The organism is [Zimmermannella] faecalis ATCC 13722 (genome assembly GCF_000381765.1).
Classification (GTDB): Bacteria; Actinomycetota; Actinomycetes; order Actinomycetales; family Microbacteriaceae; genus Gulosibacter; species Gulosibacter faecalis.
In genome coordinates this window covers 89,113-115,492 of the sequence record NZ_KB907079.1, presented here as the reverse complement: position 1 = coordinate 115,492, position 26,380 = coordinate 89,113, and the positions used below count along the sequence as shown (strand labels likewise).

Below are 26,380 nucleotides of genomic sequence, written 5' to 3'. Positions count from 1 at the left end.
TTTGTTTCGAAGTTGAGGCCCGACCTAGCGGTCTTTCTTGGGCGAGAAGTAGTAGCTGATGACGCGGCCGATGACGTTGAGCGCCATCACGATGAGGAGCAGGGCGAGCGCGCCGGCCCAGGCGAGGGCGTCGGCCTCCTCACCGTTGAAGCCCCACTGCTGGTAGACGAGCGTCGGCAGGGTGGCCATGGCCCCGTGGAAGGGGTTGTAGTTCATGTTCACCGACATGCCGGCGGCGACCATGAGCGGCGCGGTCTCGCCGATGACGCGGGCGATCGCGAGCAGCACACCGGTGACGAGACCGCCGAGGCAGGTGGGGAGCACGACCTTGACGATCGTGCGCCACTTCGTCACGCCGAGCGCGTACGAGGCCTCACGGAGGTCCATCGGCACGAGGCGAATCATCTCTTCGGCCGAGCGCACGACGGTGGGAAGCATGAGTACGAGCAGCGCGATCGAGCCGACGAAGCCGCTCTTGATCTGCGTGATGTCGCCGCCCGAGAGCTGCGTGAACAGCATGAACAGGGCGAAGGCGAACAGACCGGCGACGATCGAGGGGATACCCGTCATGACGTCGACGAAGAAGTTCAGCAGCTTGCTCAGCCAGTTGCCGCGGCCGTACTCGACGAGGTAGATCGCGGTGAAGATACCGATGGGCACGGCGATGAGCGAGGTGATGCCGGTGATCCAGAGGGTTCCGATGATCGCGTTGAGCGCGCCGCGCTGGCCGGGACGCGAGGCGTCGTACATCCAGAAGTTCGGCTCAATCAGGCCGGGCAGGCCGTTCACGACGAGCGTGAAGATGAGCGAGAGCAGCGGCACCATCGCGAGCACGAACGCGACGAGCAGCAGGCCCGAGATGAACCGGTTGGTCGCCTGGCGCGGCCCTTCGATCTGGCGCGAGATGAAGTAGATGCCGAGCAGGTAGAGCACGGCGGTGAGCGCGAGCCACGCACCCCAGTTGAAGTTGAGAGTGAGCTTGCCGGTCTGCTCGGTGAAGATGTACAGCGGGTCGCCGCTGAGCATCCAGAGCAGGCCGAACACGATCGTCGAGATCACCAGCGCGCCGAGCGCGATGCCGGTGACCTGGCCGCGCGAGAGGTGGCCGGCGGTGAGGGCGTTCTTGACGCGGGGCTTCGCTGGGGCAGCGGGGGCTGTCGTGGTGGTTGACATGTTTCAGTACCTCACTACTTCTTCACGCTGCGGCTGATGATCCAGCGGCCGATCGAGTTGACGATGAGGGTGATGGCGAACAGCACGAGGCCGCCGGCGATCAGCGTCGACGAGTTCTGCCCGGAGGCTTCGGGGAACTGCAGGGCGATGGATGCGGCGATGGTGGTCGGGTTCTGCGACTGCAGCAGGTGGAAGGTCACGGCACCGGTGGCCGAGAGCACCATGGTGATAGCCATCGTCTCGCCGAGCGCGCGGCCGAGCGCGAGGATCGCCGACGCGAACATGCCCGAGGAGGCGTAGGGGAACACGGCCTGGCGCACCATCTCCCAGCGGGTCGCTCCGAGGGCGAGCGACGCCTCTTCGTGCAGGCGGGGCGTCTGCAGGAAGATTTCGCGGCTCAGCGAGGTCATGATCGGCAGCACCATGATCGCGAGCACGATCGCACCCGTGAGCATGTTCTTGCCGGTCGGCGTGACGGGGCCCTCGAACAGCGGGATCCAGCCGAGGAACTCGCCGAGCCAGGCGTAGAGCGGGCCGGCGATCGGCGCGAAGACGAGGATGCCCCAGAGACCGAAGATGACCGAGGGCACGGCGGCGAGCATGTCGATCACGAACCCGAGGATGCCCGTGAGCTTGCGGCTCGCGAAGTGGCTGATGAACAGCGCCACCGCGACGCCGACGGGGAACGCCATGATCATCGCGAGGAACGATGCCCAGATGGTGCCGAACACGAGCGGGAGGATGTACCCCGCGAATCCGCCGTCGTGGCGGAAGGAGTCAGTGCCAAGGTCCTCGTTCACCGGCGTCGCGATCGCGGGGAACCCCTGCACGAGCAGGAAGAAGAACACCGCGGCAAGAATCGCGAGGATCAGGGCGCCGGAGGTCGTGGAGATGGTCTGGAAGATGGTGTCGCCAATGCGGCGTACCGCTTTCGGCGTGGACGACTGCGCCCGCGCAGTCGTGTCAGTGTTGCTCATCTGACATGCCTTCCTCGGTGATTCGTGGGGGTGAGGTAAGTCTCAAGATCGGAATGCTCTACGCAGACGGTGCCCGGGCCGGCAAAATGCACGGCACCGGGCACCAATTATTGCGTACGCAGAAGCGCGTTTCGTTACTACTGGATGCTGTCGATCGCGGTCTGGGCCTGCGTGCGGATCTCGTCGGAGATCGGCGCGTTGCCCGCGGCAGCGGCGGCGGCGTCCTGCGCCTCGGCGGTAATCACGTAGTTGAAGTACGCCTTCACGAGCTCGCCCTTGGCGTCGTCCTCGTAGTCGGCGCAGCCGATGAGGTACGAAACGAGAACGATCGGGTAGGCACCCTCAACACCGGTGTAGTCGAGGTCGTACGCGAGGTCGGTCTCGGCGCGGCCGTCTTCGAGCTGCGAGCCGGCGACGACCGCGGCGGCGGCGTCAGGCGTGTAGGGCACGAAGTCCGAGCCCGACTTGATCGCGGCGGTCTGGAGGTCGGTTGCGGCCGACGCGTCGAGGTACCCGATGGTGCCCTCACCCGCGGCAACGGCCTCGGCGACACCGGCGGTCTTGTTCGCGGCCTCGCCACCGAGGTCACCGGGGAACGCGTCTTCGGCGCCGTAGGTCCAAGCGTCGGGCGCGGCGGCCTCGAGGTACGAGAGGAAGTTGCCGGTGGTGCCCGACTCGTCGCCGCGGTGCACGGCGGTGATCGCGGTGTCGGGGAGGTCGACGCCCTCGTTGAGCGCGGCGATCTTCTCGTCGTTCCAGGTCGTGATGGTGCCGTCGAAGATCTGCGAGATCGTCTCAGCGTCAAGGTTGAGGGTGTCGACGCCCGGGAGGTTGTACGCGATGGCGATCGGGGAGATGTAGGCGGGGAACTCGACCAGGTCGGAGCCCTCGGCGCACAGCGGGAAGGTGCTCTCTTCGATCTCGTCGGTGTGGAAGGGGCGGTCGGAGCCGATGAAGTCCGAGGTGCCGGCGACGAAGTTGTCGCGGCCGACGCCCGAACCGGTGGCCTCGTAGTTCACGGTGACGCCCGACTCGACGCCCTGGAATCCGGGGACCCAGGCGTTGAGCTCGGCCTGCTCCTGCGAGCTCGCGCCGGTCGCGTTGAGCTGGCCCGACAGCGAGCCGCTGTCAGCCGCGGCGGTCGAACCTGCGGTGTCGCCACCGGCGCAGCCGGCGAGGGCGAGCGCGGCGATTGCGGTCATGGCGACCGAGGCGCCAACACGCGAAAGCTTCATTGAGTTTCCTCCGTAAGAAACGTTTGTGGTTTTCGAACCAGATGTGGTTTCTCGAACCAGTGGTTTTCCGAACCAAGGGGGGTTCGTGCTCAAAACGTAGGGTCGTGCGGTGACGCGTTCGGGCATGGAGTGTGAACGCGAAGTGAACGATCCCAGATCACTTGCGGGAATGAACAGCGGATGACGGTGTCGCGCCTAGCGCGTGAATTCGCATGAACTCGCCGGGAAACGGCGTCACCCCCCCCTCAGCGGAGGATGAAGGGCCACCGGAGGACGGAGGACCAACGGAGGATGAAGCTAGATGCGGGGCCCCTGCGACTCGACGGCGACGAGCCCGCGGCTGGCGCCCTCGGCCGGAACGTGCAGCAGCGTGAACTCCGCGGTCGACAGCATCGAGTACCGCGAGAGCGACGTCGGCTCGTTGCCGCACGCCCGCGCGACGGCGCGCACGATGTCGGGCATGACGGGGGAGTGGCTGCAGAGCACGACGGTGCTGCGGTCGGCCATCGCTTCGGCGATGACTTCGGCGATGTCGTCGTCGCCGGGCGCAGCCGACTGCGAGATGGCGCGCTCGCTCACGGGCGTCACGTCGAGTTCCTTCGAGATCGGGCCGACGGTCGTGAGGCAGCGCACCGCCGACGATGAGACGAGCCGCTTCGGGCCGAACGCGCGCAGAATCGGCATGACCTGCTCGGCCTGCTCCTGGCCGCGCGAGGTGAGCGGCCGCGAGTCGTCGTCGCCGGGCCACGAAAGGGGCGGCACCGCCTGCGCGTGCCGCAGCGCGATCACTGCGAAGGTGCGGGCGGTACCGGCGTCGATGCGCTCGCGCAGCACCGCGAGCAGCTCCTTGTCACGCGCGTAGGTGAGGTGCTTCGCGGCCTTCTTCAGGCCCATCCACTTCTGCTCGTCGACTTCTTCGTTCGGGGCGAACTGCACGCGCTCGAACTCGGCCTGCGACACCTCGGCGGCCCAGTAGTGCACCTCTTTCTGGCGCCCGCTCGGCAGCTGGTACTCGATCGACCCGAGCGGCGCGTCGAGCGTCACCCGGTAGCCGGTCTCCTCCTCGATTTCCCGCACCGCCGTCTCGGGCAGCGTCTCGCCCGGGTCGACCTTGCCCTTCGGGAACGAATAGTCGCCGTGGCGGTCGCGGTGAATGACGAGAACGCGCGGCTTCTCGCCGTCCATCCGCCAGAGAATGGCGCCAGCGGCGTAGACGGTGTCGTCGCGCAGTGCGGTGGTCATCGAGGTGGTGCTCCAGAAAAATTGATCGGATGCGCGGCGTCGACCGCGTCGTCGTGCTCCCGAATGCTAACGCAGCGCGTGCGCTACCGCAGGGCGGTGTGCCGCATGGGGCGGGCCGCGATGCGTCGCATGAGCTCGTCGTGCACCTCGGGCAGCGGCTGGCCGTCTTCGTCGAGCCGGTGGCGGGTCCACTTGCCGTCGGCGCCGAGCCACCAGGTCGCGAAGTGCTCCGACATGCCGATGTCGAAGTAGTCCTCGAGCTCCTGGATGTGGCTCGGGTCGGTGAGCCGCACGAGCGCCTCGATGCGGCGGTCGAGGTTGCGGTGCATCATGTCGGCCGAGCCGATGTACGTGTGCGTGTCGCCGCCGTTGTGGAACGTGAAGATGCGCGAGTGCTCGAGGTAGCGGCCGATGACCGAGCGCACGCGAATCGACTCGCTGAGCCCCGGCACGCCCGGCCGCAGGCCGCAGATACCGCGCACGTAGATGTCAATCGGCACGCCAGCCTTCGACGCCGAGTAGAGCGCGTCGATAATCTCTTCGTCGACCATCGAGTTCACCTTGATGCGAATGCCGCTCGCCTCGCCGCGCAGCGCGGCCTGACGCTCGCGCTCGATGAGGTCGAGCAGGCCCTTGCGCAGGTGCAAGGGCGCGACGAGCAGGCGCTTGAAGTCGCGCTCGATCGCGTAGCCCGAGAGCTGGTTGAACAGGCGCGTGACGTCGCCCGACACCTCGTCGTCGCAGGTGAACAGGCCGAGGTCTTCGTAGATGCGCGAGGTCTTCGGGTTGTAGTTACCCGTGCCGATGTGGTTGTAGGCGCGCAGCCGGCCGTCTTCGCGGCGCAGCACCTGCAGCAGCTTGCAGTGGGTCTTCAGCCCGACGAGGCCGTACACGACGTGCACGCCCGCCTTCTCGAGCTTGCGGGCCCACACGATGTTGTTCTGCTCGTCGAAGCGCGCCTTGATCTCGACGAGGGCGAGCACCTGCTTGCCCGACTCGGCGGCCTTGATGAGCGCCGCGACGATGGGGGAGTCGCCCGACGTGCGGTAGAGCGTCTGCTTGATCGCGAGTACGTCGGGGTCGGCGGCGGCCTGCTCGATGAACTCGACCACGCTGGTCGAGAACGACTCGTACGGGTGGTGAACCAGCACATCCTTCTCGGCGATGGCGCGGAACACGTTCACCTTCTCGTCGGAGTCGGAGGTGCGGAACGCGCCGTGCGTCACCGGCACGTGCGTCGGGAACTTCAGGTCGGGGCGGTTGATCTTGCCGAGCGCGAACAGCGACGAGAGGTCGAGCGGGCCGGGCAGCACCGTGACGGCGTCGTCGGTGATGTCGAGCTCGTCCTTGAGCAGGTTGAGCGTCTCGTCGTCCATGTCTTCCGACGCCTCGAGGCGAATCGGCGGGCCGAAGCGGCGGCGCAGCAGTTCCTTCTCGAGCGCCTGCAGGAGGTTCTCGGTCTCGTCTTCTTCGATCGTCACGTCTTCGTTGCGGGTGACGCGGAACGCGTGGTGGTCGAGCACGTGCATGCCGGGGAACAGCGAGTCGAGGTGCTGCGCGATGAGGTCTTCGAGCAGGATGAACCAGGCCTCGCCCTCGGGCGCGTCGAGTGGGTAGAGGCGCGGCAGCATGGGCGGCACCTTGAGGCGCGCGAAGTCGGTCTTGCCCGCGGTCGGGTTCTGCACGCGCACCGACAGGTTGAGCGAGAGGCCCGAAATGTAGGGGAACGGGTGCGCCGGGTCGACCGCGAGCGGCATGAGCACGGGGAAGATCTGCGTCGCGAACACCTCGGTGAGCTTCGCCTGCTGGTCGGCGCTGAGGTCGGCCCAATCGAGAATGTGGATGCCCTCGGCGGCGAGCGCGGGCCGCAGCGAGTCGCGGAAGTGCTCGGCGTGCCGCACCTGCAGTTCGCCGGCGAGGGCGCGGATCGTCGCGAGTTCCTGTCGCGGCGGCACGCCGGCGGGCGTCGGCACGGCGAGCCCGGTGTCGATGCGGCGCTTGAGGCCGGCAACGCGCACCATGAACCACTCGTCGAGGTTGGATGGGAAAATCGCCATGAAGTTCGCGCGCTCGAGCAGCGGCACGGCCGGGTCTTCGCCGAGTTCGAGCACGCGCTGGTTGAACGCGAGCCAGCTCGTCTCGCGGTCGATGAACCGGTCGAGGCCGATCGTGTCACCCGTCAGGGGCGTTTCGTTTTCCATGGGGCGAATCTTTCCTATCGACGGTGAACAACAAGTAATGCGTGGCGCGGATGCGCGTGGGTCGCGCGGCGGCGCGGCTAGCGGTACTGCACGTCTAGCGGTACTGCACGTCGACCGACCGCTCGGTGAACCCGAGCTTGCGGTAGAGCTCGACGGCACGGTCGTTGTCGCCGTCGACGTAGAGCACGGCGGTGTCGGCGCCAGAGTCGCGGAGGCGGCGCAGGCCCGCCTGCATGAGCGCCTTGCCGAACCCCGTGCCGGCGGCCTCGGGGGCGACGCCGATGACGTAGATTTCGGCCTCGTCGTCGGTCACTTTGAGCCAGTTGTAGCCGAGCATGACGCCGCCGGCGCCCTCGAGCACGAGGAAGTCGTCGGCGTTGAACCATGGCTGCGCGATGCGGTCGTCGAGGTCGTCGAGCTGCAGCGCGCCCTGCTCGGGGTGGTCGGCGAAGACCCGCGCGTTGAGTTCGACCCAGTCTCGGGCATCCCGTTCGCGGTTGAAGGGGCGGATGCGCGCGCCCGACGGCAGCTGCGTGGCCGGGAACTCGTCGTCGGTGAGGGGCCGCTCGAGCACGTAGAGGCGGCGGGATGCGGTGAGGCCGGTCGCGGAGGCGAGGCGCTGGGCGGGCGGCAGGTCGCCGTGGGCCCAGAAGACGGCGGCGCCGGCGGCGCGAACGCGGTGCACGAGTTCTTGCCCGAGTCCGAGGCCGCGGGCGTGTGGGGCGACGGCGAGTTCGGCCTCGACTCCGCCCTCGTCGAGGGTGCGTACGAGGGCGAGGGCGTCGAGGTCGCCGCTGTCGCCGCGGATCACGCGCGCTTCGCGCTCGGCGGGGTTGAGGAGGGTGGCTTCGTTGAAGGGGGCGACCCCGTCGGCTTTGGTGATGAGCGCGGCGAACTCGGGGAGTTCGTCGCCGAGGTCGGCGCCGGTGAGTTGCGGTGTTGCCATGCTGTGATCCTAGGCCGCGCGCCTGGCCGAATCGTGGCACGTCGGGCGGGTGCTGCGTAGACTGTCGGCCATGTCGCAAGTGCCGCCGAATGCCGAGCCCGCCGAGGGCGCGCTCGCCGAGCCCGCTTCGAGGGCGACGCGGCTGCGCATCGTCGCGGTGTGGTTCGCGGCCGTGCTCGCGGCGCTGCTCGTGGGGCTGCTCTCGTCGCCCGAGCGGCAGCTGACGTGGGTGCCGATTGCGATGCTCATGCTCCTGTTCTTTACCGCGCTGATGCAGCTCGTCGAGGGCCGACCCGAGGGCTTCATTCACCGCTTCGCACTGAGCCTCACGGGGGCCGGCGTCGTGATGGCGATTGCGTCGGGCATCTTCGTGCTCATGGGCGCGAGCGCGTCGGTCACCCCGTAGCGCAGTTCGGGTGACAGCTGGCCGGGTTAGGGCTGGGCGGCGAGGTAGGTGTCGGACTCGTAGAGGTCGAAGCTCAGCGTGGTCGAGATGCTCTGGATGGTGCCGGTCACGGTGATCGTGCGGCCGGCGGCGGCGACGGTGGCCGAGTAGTTGATGATGGCGCTGACGGTGACGGGTGCGTCGACCGAGTAGCGGTGGCTCGTGTGGGTGTCGCTGAGTTCGGGCAGGCCCTGATCGGCCCACGATGCGCCGGGGGTCTCGAGGGTCTGCGAGGTGCCGTCGCCGTAGTCGTAGGTGGTGGAGACGGGTGTGAACGTGACGGTCACCGAGTGGCCGAGCACGGTCGTGTCGACGGTGTGGGTGGATGCGCTGGTCCAGAAGTTCACCGGCTGGCCGAGAATTGCCCAGCCGTCGGGCTCCATGAAGAGCTCGGCCTGCGTTGGCGCAACGTTGGCGAGGTCGCTCGCGTTGAGCGTCGCCGGCAGGGGAGCGGGGCCCGGATCAGCCGGGTCTGCGTCTCCGAAGATGAGCTCGCCCATGCAGCGCGAGTCGGACGAACCTCCCGCACACGCGCTCGGCGGTGCATAGCCCGTGCCGCCGGTCCAGTCAGCGCCGCCACCGCCACCACTGCCGCCCGACCCGCCGCCGCCCGAGCTGTCGATCGAAATATCGACCGAGTCTCCGCCGTTGCTGCAGTTCATTTGCCAGGTCACTTGAGCGGCGCAATTGTCGGCGACGGCAGGTGCTGCGGGAGACAAGACGGCGAGCGCTACGAGTATGAGCGCTACTGACAGGCGCTTGAGTCGTTCCATGATTCGTGCTTGTCGATCTTGGGCTGTGTTGATACTTGGACTACTCGAACCTCGACAGCTTGTATTACATCTTGACGATTCGGATCGAGAGGCTTCCCGTCTTCATCGACGAGCTGGCTATCGCCAAAGTCAAGGCATGCATAGTAGGTGACAGTGTCGAGAGAGTACGACTGGATGCGAGTCCCGATGATGCTCATCTCGCCCTCTGGCGTGAATGTGCCTTCCGTGGCCAGCGCCATGAGCTCGTCGCGATAGTCGCCCATGTTGTCCGTGATGAGTGCGTCCATCGTGGCGATATCCTCACCACCCGAGGTAATGACATCGCGTTCGGCTTCGAGGAACTTCTCGTACGTCGCGACGCCGATCTCCAGCGCCTCGGCCTCGCTCAGCGCGGTCGGCGTCGGCGTCGCGACCGACTCGGCCACAGTCTCGCTCGGCGCGGGTTCCGCCTCGACATCGCTGCATCCGGCAACCAGCGCCGCAACCACCGCCGCGGCGCACACCGCGCGAACTACCGACCTGCGCATCCGACCTCCCGATTCACTCACCATCGCGAGCGTACGGAACTTTCGCGGCCCGCGGCGCAGTTATCCACAGGCCGCGCTGCCGCCCAGGAGCCGGTAGGATAGCGGTATGGAAATGTTCTTCGAGATTCTCTTCCTCGGCCTGCTCGGCGCCGCCGTTATCGGCATCCTCGGCGTCAGCGTCACGGTGCTTCGCCGCCTCTTCAAGGGCCAGAGCTAACCCCAATGATCGAACTCCCGGTCGGGCTGCAGCCCGAGCTGGTTCCGCTCTCATGGCTCATTGGGTCGTGGGAGGGCACCGGCATGATCGAGTATTCGGTCGACGGGAACCTCCGCGAACACGCGTTTCGACAGCGCGTGGAGTTCGCGCATCGCGACCTGCCGTTTCTCGAGTACCGCTCGCAGATCTGGCTCGTCGACGACACGACGGGCGACGAGACGCCCCTCACCGGCGAGAGCGGCTACTGGCGCCTCGCCCGCCCGCGCAGCGACGGCGATGTCGGCCCGGGCATGCTGCCGCCGTCGGCAGGGCCCACCGTGGCGACCGTCGACGATGTTGAGGCGCTCCGCACCGAGGCGGGCGCGTTCGAGATCGAGGTGACGCTCGCGCATCCGACCGGCGTGGCCGAGCTCTACACCGGCACGATCGCCGGACCCCGCATCGACCTCGCGACCGCCGGCGTCGAGCGCGCCGAGGGCTCGCACGACTACGAGTCGGCCACCCGCATGTACGGCCTCGTGAACAACATGCTGTTCTGGGCCTGGGACATCGCCGCCCTCGGCCAGGAGCTCGCGACGCACGCCTCGGGCACGCTCAGCCGCGTCGCAGCGCCTGAAACAGAGCCGGCCGCAGAGCCGGCAACCGAAGCCGCGCCCGACCCCGCCGCCGATCAGCCGAGCCAGGCATGACCTCCCCGTTCCTCGCGCGCCCCGGCGCCGTCGCGGTCGAATCGGGCCCCGACGTCGGCGTCGCCGCCCACTACGGTCAGCCGCTGCCCGAGCAGCGCGCGCTCGCGGCGGGCGACGCGATCGTCGACGTCTCACACCTCGGTGTCGTCGAGGTGCGCGGCGACGACCGCCGCAAGTGGATCGACTCGCTCACGAGCCAGCACGTCGCCGACCTCGCCCCGGGCGAGAGCGCCGACAACCTGCTGCTCACGCCGCAGGGCCGCATCGAGCACGAGTTCGGGATGCTCGACGACGGCTCGAGCTCGTGGCTCATCACCGAGGCGGGCGCGGCCGCCGGGCTTGCCGAGTGGTTCGCGAAGATGCGCTTCATGATGCGCGTCGAGGTGCTCGACCGCAGCGACGAACTGTTCCCGGTCGCGACGCTCGGCGACCACGACCTCGGCGCCGCCCTCGTCTGGCGCGACCCGTGGGCGACCGGCGCGCTCGGCGGCGTCACGTACTCGACCGCGGCCCCGCATCCGGGCGAGGGATACGCGCCCCGGCTGCACCTGCTCGACGCGGATGCGCTCGCTCGCGTCGCCGAATCGTTCGACTCGGTCGCGGGCATCGACGCGCTCGAGGCGCTGCGAATTGCCGCCTGGCGGCCCCGCGAGGCGCGCGAGTTCGACGACCGCGCCGTGCCGCACGAGTTCGACCTGCTGCGCAGCGCGGTGCACCTCACGAAGGGCTGCTACCGCGGGCAGGAGACGATCGCGAAGGTGCACAACCTCGGGCATCCGCCGCGCCGCATCGTGCGGCTCGACCTCGACGGGGTCGTGCCCGAGCCCGGCGCCCACATCTACGTGCCGGGGAAAGACCGGCCGGTCGGCCTCGTGACGTCGGCGGCGAACCACTACGACGACGGCCCGATCGCGCTCGCAGTGTTGAAGCGCAACACCGACCCCGAGGCGCAGCTCGAGGTCGACGGCGGCGACGAGACGCGCATCGGTGCCGCGCAGACCGTGATCGTGCCGCAGGGCGCGGGCAGCTCGGTCGACCTCAGCGCCTTCCGCGGCCGCCGCTAACGCTGCCACTCCGCTACGCGGCACCCTCCCGCCGCCCGCACTCGGCCGGATGCGGTGGGCGGGTCTGCGCGTCGTGGCCACACTTGCCCATGGCGTTTGGGCGCGCCCAGGTCATTCGCGGCAGTGCGCTCGCCCAGGTCGTTCGCGGCAGCGCGAGCGCCAACGCACCCGTGACGAATGTCACGGCAACACCGTGACGTTGCAGCGAGCGCCGCGAACCTGCCCGCGCGCATGCTGAATGCATGAGTCAACGCAGCCCCGCCGAACCAGCCCTCGAACTCTCTAACGTCACAAAGTCGTTCCGCTCCGGCGGCGACACGGTGCGCGCGGTGCGCGGCATCGACCTCACGATCGGCCGCGGCGAAATCGTCGCGCTCCTCGGCGCGAACGGCGCCGGCAAGACAACGACGCTCGACATGGTGCTCGGCCTGACCGCACCGACGACGGGCACCGTGCGCATCCTTGGCGGCAGCGCCGAGGATGCGGTGAGCGAGGGCCGCATCTCGGCCGTGCTCCAGACCGGCGGCCTGCTCCACGACCTCCGCGTCGGCGAGACGGTCGAGCTCATCGCGCGCACCTACCGCCACCACCTCGACCCCGCAGAGGTGCTGCGTCGCACGGGCCTCGAGCGGCTCGCGAAGCGGCGCGTCTCGAAGTGTTCGGGCGGCGAACAGCAGCGCCTACGCTTCGCGCTCTCGCTGCTCTCGGAACCCGAGCTGCTCATTCTCGACGAGCCGACTGCGGGCATGGACGTCACCGCCCGCCGCGAGTTCTGGGCGGCGATGCGCGGCGAGGCGAGCGCCGGCCGCACGATCATCTTCGCGACCCATTACCTGCAGGAGGCCGACGAGTTCGCGCAGCGCATCGTCATGATGGCGGGCGGCGAGATCGTCGCCGACGGCAGCGTCGCCGAGGTGCGCGCCATCGCCGGCCGCAAGCACGTCTCGGCGCGCTGGCCGGGCGCATCCGACGCCGACCTCGCCGCCGTGCCCGCGAGCGACCGCGCGACCCGCACCGATGAGCGGGTCACGTTCGAGTCGTCCGACGCGGATGCGACGGCGCGGCACCTGCTCACGGCCACCGACGCGAGCGACCTCGAGATCGTCGCGGCGAGCCTCGACGATGCGTTCGCGAACCTCGCCGACGAGGCGAACGCCGCGGCGACGACCGCCGCCGCGTCCGAGCGCCGTGCCGCGGCGCACGCCACCGCATCCGTCACCGAACCCCGCACCCGCTAGGAGCCAGGCGCATGACTACCGCAACCGCATCCACGACCCAGCCCGCCCCGAAGGCCCCGAGCCGCGCGCGCCCTGCCGCGGGACCGATGATCGCCACGTACGTGCGCATCGAGCTGATCCGGCAGCTGCGCCAGGTGTCGAACCTCGTGTTCATGGTGGGCCTGCCGCTCATGCTGTTCCTTATTTTTGGCGCGATGCAGGAGTACTCGACGGTCGAGCTCCCGAACGGCAACGGCAACATTTCGGGGTCGATCATGATTTCGTTCGCCGCGTACGGCGCGATCACCGCGACCGCGGGGCTCGCCGGCTCGGCGGCCATCGAACTCCAGCAGGGCTGGGGCCGCCAGCTCGGCATCACGCCGTTCCGCGGCGGCCACTTCATCGTCGCGAAGACGATCGTCGCGCTCGTGCTCGCGCTGCTGCCGATCGCCGCGATCTACGCCGCTGGTGCCCTCACGACGGCACGCCTCGACGGCTGGGTGTGGCTCGCGACGGGCGCGCTCGTGCTGATTCCCGCGATCGTTTTCGCGCTCTACGGGCTCGCGATCGGCACGCTGTTCCGCAGCGAGACCGCGGTCGGCGCCGCGAGCGGCATGATCGTGATCTTCATGTTCCTTGGGAACGCGTTCGTGCCGCTCAGCGGATTCCTGCTCGACTTCGCGCCGTTCACCCCGGTGTGGGGCGTCATGCAGCTCGCGCTCTGGCCGCTGCAAGAGGGGGTGTCGGTCGGGTCGGACGGCAGCCTGATGGAGTACGCGCTCTGGCAGCCGGTCGCGAACGTCGCCGTGTGGGCCGTCATCTTCGGCGTGCTCGCGGTGCTCGGCTCGCGCCGCGGCACCGACCGGCGCTAGCGCTGCCAGGTGCCCAGCGCCGCACCGTCACTAGGCTGAGAGCACTTTGACGCAGGAGGAACTGTGAGGCTGGAGGAACTGTGAAACTCTTTCGCGCCGACGACCTCTACGCGGGGGTCTGGACGATCTTCCTCGTCATCCCGGTGATCCTCGTCGCCCTCTACTCCGAGGCGGGGATCGCCTGGGATGTCGCGGCCTACGTCGCGGTCGCGGCCTTCGCGGTGTCGTACCTCGTGATCTTCCGGGCGCTCATCTCGAACGAGATGCCGGCGTTCATCGAGGGCGCGAAGCCGAACTTCCGCGTCGCGATGCTCGGCACGCTCGTGCAGCTCGCGCTCGCGGCGGTGACGGTGCCATCGCTCGGCGTGAACGTCATGAGCTTCACGCCGTTCCTCGCGGCGATCTGGCTCTGGTCGCTGCCGCTGCGGTGGGCGCTCGTGTCGGGCGTGCTCTGGTGGGGCATCAGCGTCGGCGTCATCGTGCTCGTCGTCGGCCGCCTCGAGCCTTCGTACATCCTCGGCCCGAGCATCGCGCTGCTGTTCGTCTGCTTCTTTCGGTTCTTCAACGAGCTCGCGGCCCGCGAAGAGAGCGTCGCCACCGAGCTCGCGACGGTGCGCGAGCGCGAGGAGATCTCGCGCGACGTGCACGACCTGCTTGGCCACTCGCTCACGGTTGTCGTGCTCAAGGCGCAGCTCGCCCGCAAGCTGCTGCGCGACGACCCCGACCGCGCCGAGGCCGAGCTCGACGAGCTGCTGCGGCTCACGCACGACTCGCTCGGCGAGGTGCGGGGCGTCGTGGGGCGGATGCGCACGCCCGACCTCGCGTCGCAGGTCGAGGCGGCCCGCACGGCGCTCACCGCGGCCGACGTGCAGCTGCATCTGAAGGGGAGCCCGCACCACGTGCCGACCTCGCGCCGCGCGCTGTTCGCGTGGGCGATCCGCGAGGGCGTCACGAACGTCGTGCGGCACGCCGGGGCCGAGGCGGTGACGATCTCGCTTGCCGCCGAACGGCTCGAGATCGCCGACGACGGCCGCGGCCTCACGGGCGACGAGGGGCACGGGCTCACGGGCCTGCGGCACCGCATCGAAGACGCCGGCGCGACCCTGCGCATCCTGCCCCTCAACCGGGTGGGCGACCGGCCCGGCACGCGACTGATCGTGGAGTACCCCGCATGAGCATCCGAATTCTGATCGCCGACGACCAGCAGCTCGTGCGGGGCGCGCTCGCCGCGCTGCTGCAGCTCGAGGGCGACATCGAGGTCGTGGCGCAGACGGGCCGGGGCGACGAGGTCGAGGCGCTCGTCGCCGAACACGGTGTCGAGGTCGCGCTGCTCGACATCGAGATGCCGGGCCGTAACGGCATCGAGGTGGCCGAGCGGCTCGCCGCGAGCGGGTCGGCATGCCGCTCGCTCATCGTCACGACGTTCGGGCGACCCGGGTACCTGCGCCGCGCGATGGCGGCGGGCGCGCTCGGGTTCGTGGTGAAGGATACGCCGGCCGAGCAGCTCGCCTCGGCGATTCGCGACGTCGCGGCCGGCAAGCGCGTCGTCGACGCGCAGCTCGCGGCCGAGTCGATGGGGATGGGGGAGAGCCCGCTCAGCGAGCGCGAGGCCGAGGTGCTCGGCGCGGCGCTCGGCGGCGCGAGCGTGCGCGAGATCGCCGCGATCGTGCACCTTTCGCCCGGCACGGTGCGGAACCACCTCTCGGCGGCGATCGGCAAGACCGGCGCCTCCAACCGCGCCGAGGCGGCACACATCGCGCGCGAACGCGGGTGGATCTTCGGCGAATGACGCAGGGAAACAACACGCGGCCAACTCGTCACGATCGCTCGGTACGCTGAACCCATGAACGCACCGCTTACGCTCATTCTTGTTCGCCACGGCCAAAGCGACTGGAACGAAAAGAACCTGTTCACCGGGTGGGTCGACGTCGACCTCACCGACAAGGGTCGCGCCGAGGCCACGCGCGCAGGCGAGCTGATCCGCGACGCGGGGCTCGCGCCCGACATCCTCTACACGTCGCTGCTCACGCGCGCGATCGAGACCGCGAACATCGCGCTCAAGGAGGCCGGCTTCAACTGGATTCCCGTGAAGCGCGACTGGCGCCTCAACGAGCGCCACTACGGCGCCCTGCAGGGCAAGAACAAGACGCAGGTGCGCGACGAGTTCGGCGAGGAGCAGTTCATGACCTGGCGCCGCTCGTACGACACCCCGCCGCCCGCGATCGACGACAACGACGAGTTCTCGCAGGCGCACGACCGCCGCTACGCCGACCTCGGCGACGCGGCTCCCCGCACCGAGTGCCTGAAGGACGTGCTTGAGCGCCTGCTGCCGTACTGGGAGTCGGAGATCACCGGCGACCTCAAGGCGGGCAAGACCGTGCTCGTCGCGGCACACGGCAACTCGCTGCGCGCGCTCGTGAAGCACCTCGACGGCATCTCTGACGACGACATCGCCGGCCTGAACATCCCCACGGGCATCCCGCTCGTGTACCAGCTCGACCCCGAGACGCTGCAGCCGGTCGCGGCAGCCGAGTACCTCGACCCCGAGGCCGCGGCCGCCGGCGCCGCCGCCGTCGCGAACCAGGGCGCGCAGAAGTAGGTCGCAGCACCACCAACGCGGCGGCCCGGCACACGAATCGTGTGCCGGGCCGCCGCGTTGGTGCCTCCGGGAGGTGGCTCCGTGCTTACGAGTTGGCCTCGGGGCCCTCCTGCTGGAAGCGGATGCGGCGCGCGATCGACACCGCGTGGTCGCTGAAGCGCTCGAGGTAGCGGTTCGCGAGCGTCGCGTCGACGATCTTCGTGGTCGTCGTGTCGTCGTTCTTCTCGAGCTCGCCGAGGGTGTCGAGCACGCTCTTGTGCTTCGCGTCGAGCTCGTCGTCGGCGGCGATGATCTCGTCGATGAGGGCCGGCTCTTCGGTCTCGAAGAGGCGCACGAGGCGGTCGGCCTGCGCGACGTCGAGCGCGCCCATCTCGAGCAGGGTGTTGCGCACCTGCAGCGGGCCCGACTGCTCGGGGTAGCGCATGCGGGCGAGCTGCGCGATGTGCGCGGCGAGGTCGCCCATGCGCTCGAGCGAACCGCTCATGCGCATCGTCGAGACGATGAAGCGCAGGTCGTTCGCGACCGGGGCCTGCATGAGGAGGATCTCGAGCGTGAGGTCGTCGAGCTTCGCCGTCTGCTCGTCGATCTTCAGGTCGTCGCCGATGACCTCGTCGGCGGTGGCCACGTCGGAGTCAGCGAACGCGGCCAGCGCGCGGGTCATCGCCGACTGCACGTGCTTGGCGATGTCGATGAGCCCGGTCTGTACCTGAGCGAGCTCCTGCTGGAAGATTTCACGCATGCTGTGTCCTTCGTCGGGATGAATCTTGGGGGCCGAAGCCGTCACGGAAGGGCTGATGAACCCACGGTTCGTTGCAACGCTAGTCGGCGCAGTTGACTACGCGGTAAACGGCGGGCGGCATTTCGCCCCCAGCGTTCTCGACAGGGGCCGGATGCCCGGGGCTCGTATGCTTGGAAACCGTGAGTCACGGCCTCGTCTTCTTCCTCGCTCTGCTCACCGGCCTCGCCGTCGGTGTCGTTGCTACGGCGGTCTACTTTATCGCGCGACGCAACCGGGCCGAGATCGAGGCGCTGCGCCACCCGCACGTGCCCGGCGGAATCGAAGAGGTGCTCCACGCGCTGCCGCACTCCGCGATCGTGGCCGACCCCTCGCACAACGTGATTCGCGCATCCGAGAGCGCGTACACCTCGGGCCTCATCTCGAAACCGGGCCGCCTGTCGACCGTCATTCATCCCCTCGCGGCGCGCACGTGGCGCACGGGGCAGCCGGTCGAAGAGGTGATTCAGGTGCCGCGCGGGCCGTTCGGGTCGGCCGAGCTCTCGTTTCGCGTGCGGACGTCGATGCTCGAGCCGCGGTGGGTGCTCGTGCTCGCGACCGACGTCACCGAGTCGGTGCGGGTCGAGGCGACGCGTCGCGATTTCGTCGCGAACGTGTCACACGAGCTGAAGACCCCGATCGGCGCCGTGACGCTCCTCGCCGAGGCCGTGAAGGAGGCGGCCGATGACCAGGAGCAGGTGCAGTACTTTTCTGACCGCATGCTCGTCGAGGCGGGCCGCCTCGCGAGCCTCACCCGGGAGCTCATCGACCTCTCGCGCCTGCAGGCGATGGACACGCTCGAGGACGCCGAAGACGTCGACCTCGCCGACGTCATCGAGCAGACGCTTGAGCTCACGCGCGTGACCGCCGAGGCGAAAGACATTCGGGTGCACGCGAAGGTCGACGACGACTTCATCGTGTGGGGCGACGAGCGGCTGCTGCTCATGTGCTTCCAGAACCTCATGACGAACGCGATCACGTATTCGCCGGCCGGTTCGCACGTCGGCGTCGGCGCGCGGCGCCTCGGCGACGTTATCGAGGTCTCGGTGGCCGACCGCGGCATCGGCATCTCCGAGAGCGACCAGCGCCGCATCTTCGAGCGGTTCTACCGCGTCGATTCGGCGCGCTCGCGCAACACGGGCGGCAGCGGGCTCGGCCTCAGCATCGTGCGGCACATCATCGAGAATCATGGCGGCGAGATTCGCGTGTGGTCGAAGCCCGGCTCGGGCTCGACGTTCACGGTGCGGCTGCAGTCGGCCGAGGCGCGGCTGCGCGGGCGCGATGAGGCGACCGAGGGCATCCGCACCATCGCCGCGCCCTCGCCCGCGCCTGACGCGGCGGAATAACACCGAAAGATTGGGCCCGGCTGCGGGTTCACGAATTGTTTCCCCACCGTATGCACAATGGTGAGGTGACCCGAATCCTCATCGTCGAAGACGAATCCTCCCTGAACGAACCGCTCGCATTCCTGCTCAAGCGCGAGGGATACGAGACCGCGATTGCCGAGACCGGCACGGATGCGGTGGAGCAGTTCGAGCGCGACGGGGCAGATCTCGTGCTGCTCGACCTCATGCTCCCCGAGATGCCCGGCACCGAGGTGTGCAAGCGAATCCGCGCGACCTCGACCGTGCCGATCATCATGCTCACCGCGAAGGACTCGGAGGTCGACATCATCGTCGGCCTTGAGCTCGGCGCCGACGACTACGTGACGAAGCCGTACTCGACGCGCGAGCTGCTCGCCCGCGTGCGCGCCGTGCTTCGCCGCAGCGAGGTCGAGGGGGACGACGAGGACGACAGCATTGTGCAGGTGGGCGACATTCGCATGGACATCGACCGCCACACGGTGCTCGTGCGCGGCGAGCTCACGCAGATGCCGCTCAAGGAGTTCGAACTGCTCGAATACCTCATGCGCAACGCTGGCCGCGTGCTCACCCGCAGCCAGCTCATCGACCGCGTGTGGGGCCCCGACTACTACGGCGACACGAAGACGCTCGACGTGCACATCAAGCGCATCCGCTCGCGCATCGAGCAGACGCCGTCGTCGCCCGAACTGCTCGTGACCGTGCGCGGCCTCGGCTACCGCTTCGAGGGCTAAGGCCGCTCGCCCAGGCTGCAACGAGAAGGGCCCCGACGAGTTGAACTCGTCGGGGCCCTTCTTCGTGGTCGGCTGTCGTGGTCGGCGCTACTCGCCGCCCTCGGTGGTCGTGCCGTCTTCGGGCGTCGCGGCGGGGAGGTCGGCCGGGTCCTGCGGCACCAGCGTCTGGTACTCCTCGAGCACGTGCTGCGCCTCTTCGTCGCCGAGAATCGGCACCCTGTGCGTGTCGGTCACGGTCTGGCGGGTGCCGTCGGCGGCCGTGTAGGTGGCCTCGAACTCGACCTCGACGGTCGTGCCGGTCTCGAACGAGCCGCTCACGAGGTGCTCACCCTCTTCGCCGAAGCCGACCTCGGTGATGTCGCTCTCGGGGTTGTAGGTGAGCGGGAGGTTGACGGCCGTGCCGTTAATCGTGAGGTTGAGCTGCGCGCTCTCGGTGGTGCCGTTCACCGCGGCGAACACGACGTTCGCCTGCGAGCCATCGGGGTTCGCGAGCAGCAGCATGTTGCGCACGTGCACCTCGCCGAGGTCGACGTTGATGCCGTCGCTCGCCGCGTACTCCATCGTCGTGCGCTGCGGGCTGATCATGTTGCATCCAGTCAGGCCCGCGGCGAGCGCGAGGGCGAGGGCGGATGCGGCAACAGCACGGATCTTCACTGCAGAGGCCTCCCGGTGTGGTTGCGAACCGTGCGCGGCTCGCCAAATAGCTCCACTTAGCCTAACCGATTTCGGGGTCACCCCAGTGCACGCCGGAGCGGGCCGGAATCGTAGCACTAGTTCGTGATAGAATTGGTATTTGGCGAAAGGGGCCTTATCCATGAATCTTGAGGTCGGCGAAACTGTCGTCTACCCGCACCACGGCGCGGCAACGATTGAAGAAGTGAAGATCCGCACGATCAAGGGTGAAGAGCGGACCTATCTCAAGCTCAACGTTTCGCAGGGCGACCTCACGATCGAGGTTCCGGCCGAGAACGTCGAACTCGTCGGCGTGCGCGATGTGATTGACGAGCACGGGCTGAAGGAGGTCTTCGACGTCCTCCAGGCGCCGATCACCGAAGAGCCCACCAACTGGTCGCGCCGGTACAAGTCGAACCAAGAGAAGCTCGCCTCGGGCGACGTGCTCAAGGTTTCCGAGGTCGTGCGCGACCTCTGGCGCCGCGACCAAGACAAGGGCCTCTCGGCGGGCGAGAAGCGGATGCTCGCGAAGGCGCGTCAGGTGCTCGTGAGCGAGCTCGCGCTTGCCGAAGAGATCAACGAAGACGAGGCGAACACGCACCTCGACAAGGTGCTCGCTTCCTAAGACAATTCACGCCGCGCTGCCCGGCAGCGCGCGCGTCATGTCGGCGAGGCGTTGGGCCGCGACAACCTAGGATGGGTGCGTGACTCAGCGCCTCTACGACACTCGACAGCAGACCCTCGTCGACTTCGCGCCCCTGCGCGCGGGCGAGGTGTCGCTCTACGTCTGCGGGCCGACCGTGCAGTCGGGCCCGCACCTCGGGCACCTGCGTTCCGCGCTCGTCTACGACCAAATGCGCCGCTGGTTTACGCACGAGGGCTACCGCGTGACGCTCGTGCGCAACGTCACCGACATTGACGACAAGACGCTCGCAAACGCGACCGATGAAGAGCCCTGGTGGGCGCTCGCGTACCGCGTCGAGCGCGAGTTTGGCGAGGTCTACTCGGCCCTGCGCATCCTTGCCCCGACGTACGAGCCGCGCGCGACCGGCGCGATTCCCGAGATGCTCGACCTCATCGCCCGCCTGATCGAGCGCGGCCACGCGTACGCCGCCGATGACGGCTCGGGTGACGTCTACTTCGACACCGCGAGCTGGGCCGACTACGGCGAGCTAACGCATCAGCGCCCCGCCGACATGGCCGGCGCCGACGACGGCCCCGAGCGTGCGAAGCGCAACCCGACCGACTTCGCCCTCTGGAAGGGTCGCAAGCCGGGCGAGCCCGCCTCGGCCGCGTGGCAGTCGCCGTGGGGCGAGGGGCGTCCCGGCTGGCACATCGAGTGCTCGGCGATGTCGACGAAGTACCTCGGCACCGAGTTCGACATTCACGGCGGTGGCCGCGACCTGCGGTTCCCGCATCACGAGAACGAGCTCGCGCAGTCGCGCGCGGCCGGCGACGCCTTCGCGCGGTACTGGCTGCACAACGGCCTCGTCTCGCTCGGCGGCACGAAGATGTCGAAGTCGGTGGGCAACATCATCTCGGCGACCGAGCTCGTGCGCACGCGCCGGCCGATCGTCGTGCGCTACCTGCTCGGCACGGCGCACTACCGCTCCACGGTCGACGCGAGCCGAGAGGCGTACGACGAGGCGGCGGCCGCGTTCGCGCGCATCGAGAACTTCCTCGCGCGAGCAACCCGACTGACCGGCCCCGTCGACGCCGCAACCGAGCTGCCCGACGCCTTCGCCGCGCACATGCGCGACGACTTCGGCGTGCCGCAGGCGCTCGCGCTCGTGTTCGACGCGGTCTCGGCCGGCAACATCGCGATCGAGGCGGGGGAGACCGACACCGTGCGCGATGCGGTCGCGCAGGCGCGGGGGATGCTCGGCATCCTCGGCCTCGACCCGCTCGCCGACGAGTGGGCCGACGAGGCCGCGGGCGACTCGCTCGAGCCCGTGCTCGACCGGCTCGTCGGCGAACTCGTCGAGCAGCGGGCCGCCGCGCGCGAGGCGAAGGACTGGGCCGCGGCCGACCGCATCCGCGACGGCCTCGCGGCCGCCGGCATCACTATTGAAGACAGCCCGCAGGGAACACACTGGAGCGTGAGCGAATGAGCAAGGCAAAGAAGAAGGGCCCGCAGAAGGGCACGGGCGGCCTCGGCCGCAAGGCCCTCGAGGGCAAGGGGCCGACGCCGCGCGCCGAGGACCGTCACTGGGCGAAAGACCGTCGCCGCCGCCAGGCCGCCGCGGCGAAGGCGCAGGGGCGTCCGCAGCAGCGCCAGCAGCAGCGCCGCTCGTCGGCGCCGACCGACCACGAGATGGTGACCGGTCGCAATGCCGCCGTCGAGGCGCTGCGCGCCGAGATTCCCGCGACGACCGTGTACGTCGCCCAGCACATCGAGGTCGACGACCGCATTAAAGAGATCATCCAGCTCGCGGCGAAGCGGCAGATTCCGATGCTCGAGGTCACGCGCCAGGAGCTCGACCGCATGGTGCCGTTCGACGCCGTGCACCAGGGCGTCGCCCTGAAGGTGCCGCCGTACGAGTATGCCGACCCGGTCGAGCTCACCGAGCGCGTCATCTCGCGCGGCGAGACGCCGCTGTTCGTGGCGCTCGACGGCATCACCGACCCCCGCAACCTTGGCGCGATCATCCGCTCGGTCGCGGCGTTCGGCGGGCACGGCGTGATCGTGCCGCAGCGCCGGGCCGCGGGCCTCACCGCGACCGCGTGGCGCACGTCGGCCGGTGCGGCCGCGCGCCTGCCCGTCGCGCTTGCGACGAACCTCACGAACACGATCAAGGCGCTGAAGCAGCAGGGCGTGTTCGTGATCGGCCTCGACGGTGACGGCGACGTCGACCTTCCCGGGCTCGACCTCGCCACCTCGCCGCTGCTCGTCGTGGTCGGCTCCGAGGGCAAGGGCCTCTCGCGCCTCGTCGCCGAGCAGTGCGACGCGATCGTCTCGATTCCCATCGACGCCGCGACCGAGTCGCTCAACGCGGGCATCGCCGCATCCGTGACCTGCTACGAGATCTCCAAGCTGCGGGCGGCCGCGGCCGCCGCGAAGGAGTCGCTCCTCTAGCTGGCCTGTTCTTGGTGGCCCCGCGCGAGGGGTACAGCTAGCGGCGGGTGCCGTCGTCGGCGCGGAACCGGTGGATGCGCTCGCGGTTCGGCACGAGCACGACCTCGTCGCCGATCTGCGGGTGGCTGCGGCCGTCGACGCGGGCGACGAGCTGGAGCTCCTCGCCGCCGATCGTGCCAGTGCAGAAGAGGTAGCCGTCGGCGCCGAGCTCCTCGACGAGCGTGACGCGCGCGGGGATGCCGCCCGGCGTATCCGCCCCGGGCTCGGCGAGGCGCAGGTCTTCTGCCCGCACGCCGACGCGGTCGTCGCCCTCGTTCCAGAAGTTCATTGCCGGCGTGCCGATGAAGCTCGCGACGAAGTCGTTCGCCGGGCGGTCGTAGAGCTCCTGCGGCGTGCCGAGCTGCTGCAGCTTGCCCTCGTTGAGCACCGCGATGCGGGTGCCCATCGTCATCGCCTCGGTCTGGTCGTGCGTGACGTACACGGTCGTCGTGCCGAGCCGGCGCTGCAGCGACGCGATCTGCGCGCGCGTCTGCACGCGCAGCTTCGCGTCGAGGTTCGAGAGCGGCTCGTCCATGAGGAACACCTGCGGCTCTCGCACGATCGCGCGGCCCATCGCGACGCGCTGGCGCTGCCCGCCCGAGAGCTCCGACGGGCGTCGGTGCAGCAGCGGCTCGAGGTCGAGCAGCTTCGCGGCCTCGCGCACCTTCTCGACGCGGGTCGACTTCGCGACACCGCGGGTCTTCAGGCCGAAGCCCATGTTCTGCTCGACCGTGAGGTGCGGGTAGAGCGCGTAGTTCTGGAACACCATCGCGATGTCGCGGTCTTTCGGCGGCACGTTCGTGACGTCGTCGTCGCCGATAAGAATGCGGCCGTCGTCGACGGGGTCGAGGCCCGCGAGCATCCGCAGCGTCGTCGTCTTGCCGCAGCCCGAGGGGCCGACGAGCACGAGAAACTCGCCGTCGGCGATCTCGATGTCGAGCGAGTCGACGGCGTTACGGGTGGCGCCGGGGAAGCGGCGTGAGACGCTCGCGAAGGTTACTGCGGCCATGAGCATCCATCGTAGTGGGGCACGGGATTGGCCTTGCCCGACACGGACGCAAATCAACAACTTTTGTCAGGATGCTGTTGGCTGACGGTGCGACAGTTGCGGCAGCGCTCACGGCCGCACGGTGCGCCCCCAGAGCGAGCGCCGAACCAGGAGGAATTCCATGTCATTCACTGATCGTGTAGCGCTCGTCACCGGCGGTGGCTCGGGCATCGGCGAGGCCGTCGCGAAGGAGCTCGCGTCGCTCGGCGCGAAGGTCGTCGTCGCCGACCTCAACGAGGAGGGCGCAAACCGCGTCGTCTCGGAGATCGAGGCCGCGGGCGGCACCGCGACCGCCGTTGTCGGCAACACCGCCGACCGCGGCGACTCGGAGCGGGCCGTGCAGGTTGCGGTCGAGACCTACGGCAAGCTCAACTACGCCGTGAACAACGCGGGTATCGGCGGCAACCAGGCGCCCGCCGGCGAGACCGACCTCGACGACTGGGACCGCGTCATCGACATCAACCTCAACGGCGTGCTCTACGGCATGCGGTTCCAGATTCCCGCGATGCTCGAGGCAGGCGCGGCAGAGAGCGCGATCGTGAACATGGCCTCGATTCACGGCACGGTCGCCGCGCTCGGCAACGGCGCGTACACCGCCGCGAAGCACGGCGTCGTCGGCATCACGAAGAACGCGGCCGCCGAGTACGGGCCGCAGGGCCTGCGCATCAACTCGGTCGGCCCCGCCTACATCGAGACGCCGCTGCTGCAGGGCCTGCCGAAGGAGGCGTACGACGCGCTCACCGCCAAGCATCCGCTCGGCCGCCTCGGCCAACCGGAGGAGGTCGCGAAGGTCGTGCGATTCCTGCTCAGCGACGACGCCTCGTTCGTCACCGGGGGCTATTACCTCATCGACGGCGGCTACACGACGATCTAACCCTCCCCGGCATCCCATACACCCCGTAGTATGGGGTGCCGTTGCCGACTTAGCTCAGCTGGTAGAGCATCTGTCTTGTAAACAGAAGGTCACGGGTTCGAACCCCGTAGTCGGCTCCATCGCCCTCCGATGCTCGCACGCCGATGCGCGAGCGGGCTTGGGAGCGAAGAACTACCCGCAGAGGCAAGGAACGACCACATGGCAATCGACCCGCTGCTCGCAGGCACCTGGCACATCGACAACGCCCACTCCCGCGTCGGGTTCTCGACCCGGCACGCGATGGTGTCGCGCGTGCGCGGCGCCTTCAACAACGTTTCGGGCCAGGCCGACATCAACGCGGAGTCACTGCCCGAGTCGCGAGTGAACGTCGTCATCGAGTCGGCGAGCATTGATACGCGCCAGCCCGAGCGCGACGACCACCTGCGCAGTGCCGACTTCCTCAACGTGGGGGAGTTCCCGCAGATCACGTTCGTGTCGAGCTCGATCGACGAGATCGGCGACAACCAGTTCATCGTTACGGGCGACCTCACGATTCGCGGCATCACCCGCCAGACGTCGATCCCGCTCGAGCTCATGGGCGTCGAGCACGACCCGATGGGCGCGACGCGCGCGGGCCTTGAGGGCTCGCGCCGCATCGACCGTCGCGACTGGGATGTGCGCTGGAACACCCCGCTCGACTCGGGCGGCGTGCTCGTGAGCGACAAGATCACGCTCGAGTTCGAGCTCTCGCTTGTGAAGCAGTAGCGGCTCGCCCCGCAGTACCTTCGAGAAGTCGGTGCTAGGCAGCTGGGGTGTCTAGGCAGCGGGGACGAATTCGAGGCTCACCGAGTTCATGCAGAACCGGTCGCCCGTCGGCGTGCCGTAGCCGTCGGGGAAGACGTGCCCGAGGTGCGAGCCGCACTTCGCGCAGCGAACCTCGACGCGGCGCATGCCGAGCGTGGTGTCTTCGAGATACTCGACGGCGCCCTCGCGCAGCGGCTCCCAGAAGCTCGGCCAGCCGCAGCCGGCGTCAAACTTCGTCGTCGCGGCGAACAGCTCGTTGCCGCACGCGCGGCACGTGTACGTGCCCGGTCGCTCTTCGTTCAGGAGGGCGCCCGTGAACGCGCGCTCGGTGCCGGCCTGTCGCAGCACCTGGAACTCCTGCGGGTTCAGCAGCTCGCGCCACTGCGCATCCGTTCGCTCGACCTCGTATGCCATGGTTCCTCCTCGATAGACTCGGCCAACTTTACGCGCGCCCTACGGGAATCCAGCCGTCGGCGCGTAGGCTCGCATCCAGTGCACACCGCACTCAGGTCAACGTGAGAGGAGCCTCGAATATGCCGAGCGATTCGGGTGTTCTTCGGCAGCCGGCGCAGCCGCCGCTGCACGACGAAGATCGTGACCTGCTCGAGTTCGAGGCCGAGCATCCGGCCCATAGCCGCGCGAAAGAAGACGCGATTCGGGCTCGCTTTGGCTATTCGGCCGCTCGGTATTATCAGATTCTCGGTACGCTCATTGAGTCGCCTTCGGCACTCGTGGCGTACCCGATGCTCGTTCATCGGCTTCGGCGGATGCGCGAGCAGCGCCGCACGGCCAGCTTCGGCACCGCCGGCGGCCGCCACTAGCCCTACCCCTGCAGGAAGAT

General features: G+C 68.7%; 28 protein-coding genes and 1 tRNA gene. 17 read left to right on the top strand and 12 right to left on the bottom strand.

Annotated features, from left to right (window positions below):
• Nucleotides 1-24: 24 nt before the first annotated feature.
• The 6 genes from pstA to mshD form a co-directional block, all read right to left on the bottom strand.
• The gene (gene pstA, locus G328_RS0108640; RefSeq protein ID WP_019618949.1) at nt 25-1,173 is read right to left on the bottom strand and encodes a phosphate ABC transporter permease PstA; all 1,149 of its coding nucleotides are present in this window, start codon (nt 1,171-1,173) and stop codon (nt 25-27) included.
• A gap of 14 nt (nt 1,174-1,187) precedes the next feature.
• Nucleotides 1,188-2,150: a phosphate ABC transporter permease subunit PstC gene (pstC, locus tag G328_RS0108635; RefSeq protein WP_019618948.1), complete on the bottom strand. Its 963-nt coding sequence runs from the start codon at nt 2,148-2,150 to the stop codon at nt 1,188-1,190.
• Nucleotides 2,151-2,287: 137 nt separating this feature from the next.
• A complete protein-coding gene (gene pstS, locus G328_RS0108630) occupies nt 2,288-3,385 on the bottom strand; it encodes a phosphate ABC transporter substrate-binding protein PstS (protein WP_019618947.1) in 1,098 nt (365 codons plus the stop codon).
• Nucleotides 3,386-3,682: 297 nt separating this feature from the next.
• Nucleotides 3,683-4,627, bottom strand: a complete 945-nt coding sequence (locus tag G328_RS0108625; protein WP_019618946.1) for an NUDIX hydrolase — start codon at nt 4,625-4,627, stop codon at nt 3,683-3,685.
• Between the two features lie 83 nt (nt 4,628-4,710).
• Nucleotides 4,711-6,828: an RNA degradosome polyphosphate kinase gene (locus tag G328_RS0108620; protein WP_019618945.1), complete on the bottom strand. Its 2,118-nt coding sequence runs from the start codon at nt 6,826-6,828 to the stop codon at nt 4,711-4,713.
• A 94-nt stretch (nt 6,829-6,922) separates the two neighbouring features.
• The gene (mshD, locus tag G328_RS0108615) at nt 6,923-7,774 is read right to left on the bottom strand and encodes a mycothiol synthase (RefSeq protein ID WP_019618944.1); all 852 of its coding nucleotides are present in this window, start codon (nt 7,772-7,774) and stop codon (nt 6,923-6,925) included.
• Between the two features lie 70 nt (nt 7,775-7,844).
• On the opposite strand from mshD, the gene G328_RS0108610 reads away from it, so the two are divergent.
• Entirely contained in the window at nt 7,845-8,180 is a 336-nt protein-coding gene (locus G328_RS0108610; RefSeq protein WP_019618943.1) for a hypothetical protein, read from the top strand.
• A 26-nt stretch (nt 8,181-8,206) separates the two neighbouring features.
• On the opposite strand, the gene G328_RS14900 is transcribed toward G328_RS0108610, so the two are convergent.
• A complete protein-coding gene (locus G328_RS14900; protein ID WP_154651559.1) occupies nt 8,207-8,893 on the bottom strand; it encodes a hypothetical protein in 687 nt (228 codons plus the stop codon).
• A gap of 71 nt (nt 8,894-8,964) precedes the next feature.
• On the bottom strand, nt 8,965-9,540 hold the full coding sequence (locus G328_RS0108600) for a hypothetical protein (protein ID WP_154651558.1): 576 nt from the start codon (nt 9,538-9,540) through the stop codon (nt 8,965-8,967).
• A gap of 201 nt (nt 9,541-9,741) precedes the next feature.
• On the opposite strand from G328_RS0108600, the gene G328_RS0108590 reads away from it, so the two are divergent.
• The 7 genes from G328_RS0108590 (at nt 9,742) to G328_RS0108560 (ending at nt 16,177) form a co-directional block, all read left to right on the top strand.
• Entirely contained in the window at nt 9,742-10,425 is a 684-nt protein-coding gene (locus G328_RS0108590) for a heme-binding beta-barrel domain-containing protein (protein WP_019618939.1), read from the top strand.
• Nucleotides 10,422-11,489: a CAF17-like 4Fe-4S cluster assembly/insertion protein YgfZ gene (ygfZ, locus tag G328_RS0108585; protein WP_019618938.1), complete on the top strand. Its 1,068-nt coding sequence runs from the start codon at nt 10,422-10,424 to the stop codon at nt 11,487-11,489. The genes G328_RS0108590 and ygfZ overlap by 4 nt, the downstream gene beginning before the upstream one ends.
• Nucleotides 11,490-11,731: 242 nt before the next feature.
• Entirely contained in the window at nt 11,732-12,727 is a 996-nt protein-coding gene (locus G328_RS0108580; protein ID WP_019618937.1) for an ABC transporter ATP-binding protein, read from the top strand.
• Between the two features lie 11 nt (nt 12,728-12,738).
• Entirely contained in the window at nt 12,739-13,578 is an 840-nt protein-coding gene (locus G328_RS0108575; RefSeq protein ID WP_019618936.1) for an ABC transporter permease, read from the top strand.
• 80 nt (nt 13,579-13,658) lie between these two features.
• Nucleotides 13,659-14,753, top strand: a complete 1,095-nt coding sequence (locus tag G328_RS14895) for a sensor histidine kinase (protein WP_019618935.1) — start codon at nt 13,659-13,661, stop codon at nt 14,751-14,753.
• Nucleotides 14,750-15,367: a response regulator transcription factor gene (locus tag G328_RS0108565; RefSeq protein ID WP_019618934.1), complete on the top strand. Its 618-nt coding sequence runs from the start codon at nt 14,750-14,752 to the stop codon at nt 15,365-15,367. The genes G328_RS14895 and G328_RS0108565 overlap by 4 nt, the downstream gene beginning before the upstream one ends.
• Nucleotides 15,368-15,421: 54 nt before the next feature.
• Nucleotides 15,422-16,177, top strand: a complete 756-nt coding sequence (locus G328_RS0108560) for a phosphoglyceromutase (protein ID WP_019618933.1) — start codon at nt 15,422-15,424, stop codon at nt 16,175-16,177.
• Between the two features lie 85 nt (nt 16,178-16,262).
• Here G328_RS0108560 and phoU read toward each other — a convergent pair whose 3' ends face one another.
• Entirely contained in the window at nt 16,263-16,916 is a 654-nt protein-coding gene (gene phoU, locus G328_RS0108555) for a phosphate signaling complex protein PhoU (RefSeq protein WP_019618932.1), read from the bottom strand.
• Between the two features lie 179 nt (nt 16,917-17,095).
• Here phoU and G328_RS14890 point away from each other — a divergent pair, with 179 nt between their 5' ends.
• Nucleotides 17,096-18,298, top strand: a complete 1,203-nt coding sequence (locus G328_RS14890; RefSeq protein ID WP_019618931.1) for a sensor histidine kinase — start codon at nt 17,096-17,098, stop codon at nt 18,296-18,298.
• Between the two features lie 65 nt (nt 18,299-18,363).
• Entirely contained in the window at nt 18,364-19,047 is a 684-nt protein-coding gene (locus G328_RS0108545; protein ID WP_026339764.1) for a response regulator transcription factor, read from the top strand.
• Between the two features lie 87 nt (nt 19,048-19,134).
• Here the strand turns inward: G328_RS0108545 and G328_RS15910 are convergent, their stop codons facing one another.
• Nucleotides 19,135-19,701 carry a hypothetical protein gene (locus G328_RS15910; protein WP_154651557.1) on the bottom strand — a complete coding sequence of 189 codons (567 nt, stop codon included), beginning with the start codon at nt 19,699-19,701 and terminating at the stop codon, nt 19,135-19,137.
• A gap of 160 nt (nt 19,702-19,861) precedes the next feature.
• Here G328_RS15910 and G328_RS0108535 point away from each other — a divergent pair, with 160 nt between their 5' ends.
• The 3 genes from G328_RS0108535 to rlmB all read left to right on the top strand — a co-directional run bounded on the left by G328_RS0108535 (nt 19,862) and on the right by rlmB (nt 22,795).
• Nucleotides 19,862-20,344: a CarD family transcriptional regulator gene (locus G328_RS0108535; RefSeq protein ID WP_019618928.1), complete on the top strand. Its 483-nt coding sequence runs from the start codon at nt 19,862-19,864 to the stop codon at nt 20,342-20,344.
• 79 nt (nt 20,345-20,423) lie between these two features.
• A complete protein-coding gene (cysS, locus tag G328_RS0108530; RefSeq protein WP_019618927.1) occupies nt 20,424-21,830 on the top strand; it encodes a cysteine--tRNA ligase in 1,407 nt (468 codons plus the stop codon).
• On the top strand, nt 21,827-22,795 hold the full coding sequence (gene rlmB / locus G328_RS0108525) for a 23S rRNA (guanosine(2251)-2'-O)-methyltransferase RlmB (protein WP_019618926.1): 969 nt from the start codon (nt 21,827-21,829) through the stop codon (nt 22,793-22,795). Before cysS ends, rlmB begins: the two co-directional genes overlap by 4 nt.
• A gap of 37 nt (nt 22,796-22,832) precedes the next feature.
• Here the strand turns inward: rlmB and G328_RS0108520 are convergent, their stop codons facing one another.
• A complete protein-coding gene (locus G328_RS0108520) occupies nt 22,833-23,843 on the bottom strand; it encodes an ABC transporter ATP-binding protein (protein ID WP_019618925.1) in 1,011 nt (336 codons plus the stop codon).
• Between the two features lie 160 nt (nt 23,844-24,003).
• Between G328_RS0108520 and G328_RS0108515 the strand changes: the two genes are divergently transcribed.
• From G328_RS0108515 to G328_RS0108505, 3 genes are all read left to right on the top strand, one after another.
• A complete protein-coding gene (locus tag G328_RS0108515) occupies nt 24,004-24,756 on the top strand; it encodes an SDR family NAD(P)-dependent oxidoreductase (protein WP_019618924.1) in 753 nt (250 codons plus the stop codon).
• A gap of 43 nt (nt 24,757-24,799) precedes the next feature.
• A tRNA-Thr gene (locus G328_RS0108510) sits at nt 24,800-24,875 on the top strand.
• A 79-nt stretch (nt 24,876-24,954) separates the two neighbouring features.
• Entirely contained in the window at nt 24,955-25,500 is a 546-nt protein-coding gene (locus G328_RS0108505; protein WP_019618923.1) for a YceI family protein, read from the top strand.
• 51 nt (nt 25,501-25,551) lie between these two features.
• Here G328_RS0108505 and msrB read toward each other — a convergent pair whose 3' ends face one another.
• Nucleotides 25,552-25,953, bottom strand: coding sequence for a peptide-methionine (R)-S-oxide reductase MsrB (gene msrB / locus G328_RS0108500; protein WP_019618922.1), 402 nt, complete (start codon nt 25,951-25,953; stop codon nt 25,552-25,554).
• A 119-nt stretch (nt 25,954-26,072) separates the two neighbouring features.
• Here msrB and G328_RS0108495 point away from each other — a divergent pair, with 119 nt between their 5' ends.
• On the top strand, nt 26,073-26,360 hold the full coding sequence (locus G328_RS0108495; RefSeq protein ID WP_019618921.1) for a DUF3263 domain-containing protein: 288 nt from the start codon (nt 26,073-26,075) through the stop codon (nt 26,358-26,360).
• Nucleotides 26,361-26,380 lie beyond the last annotated feature (20 nt).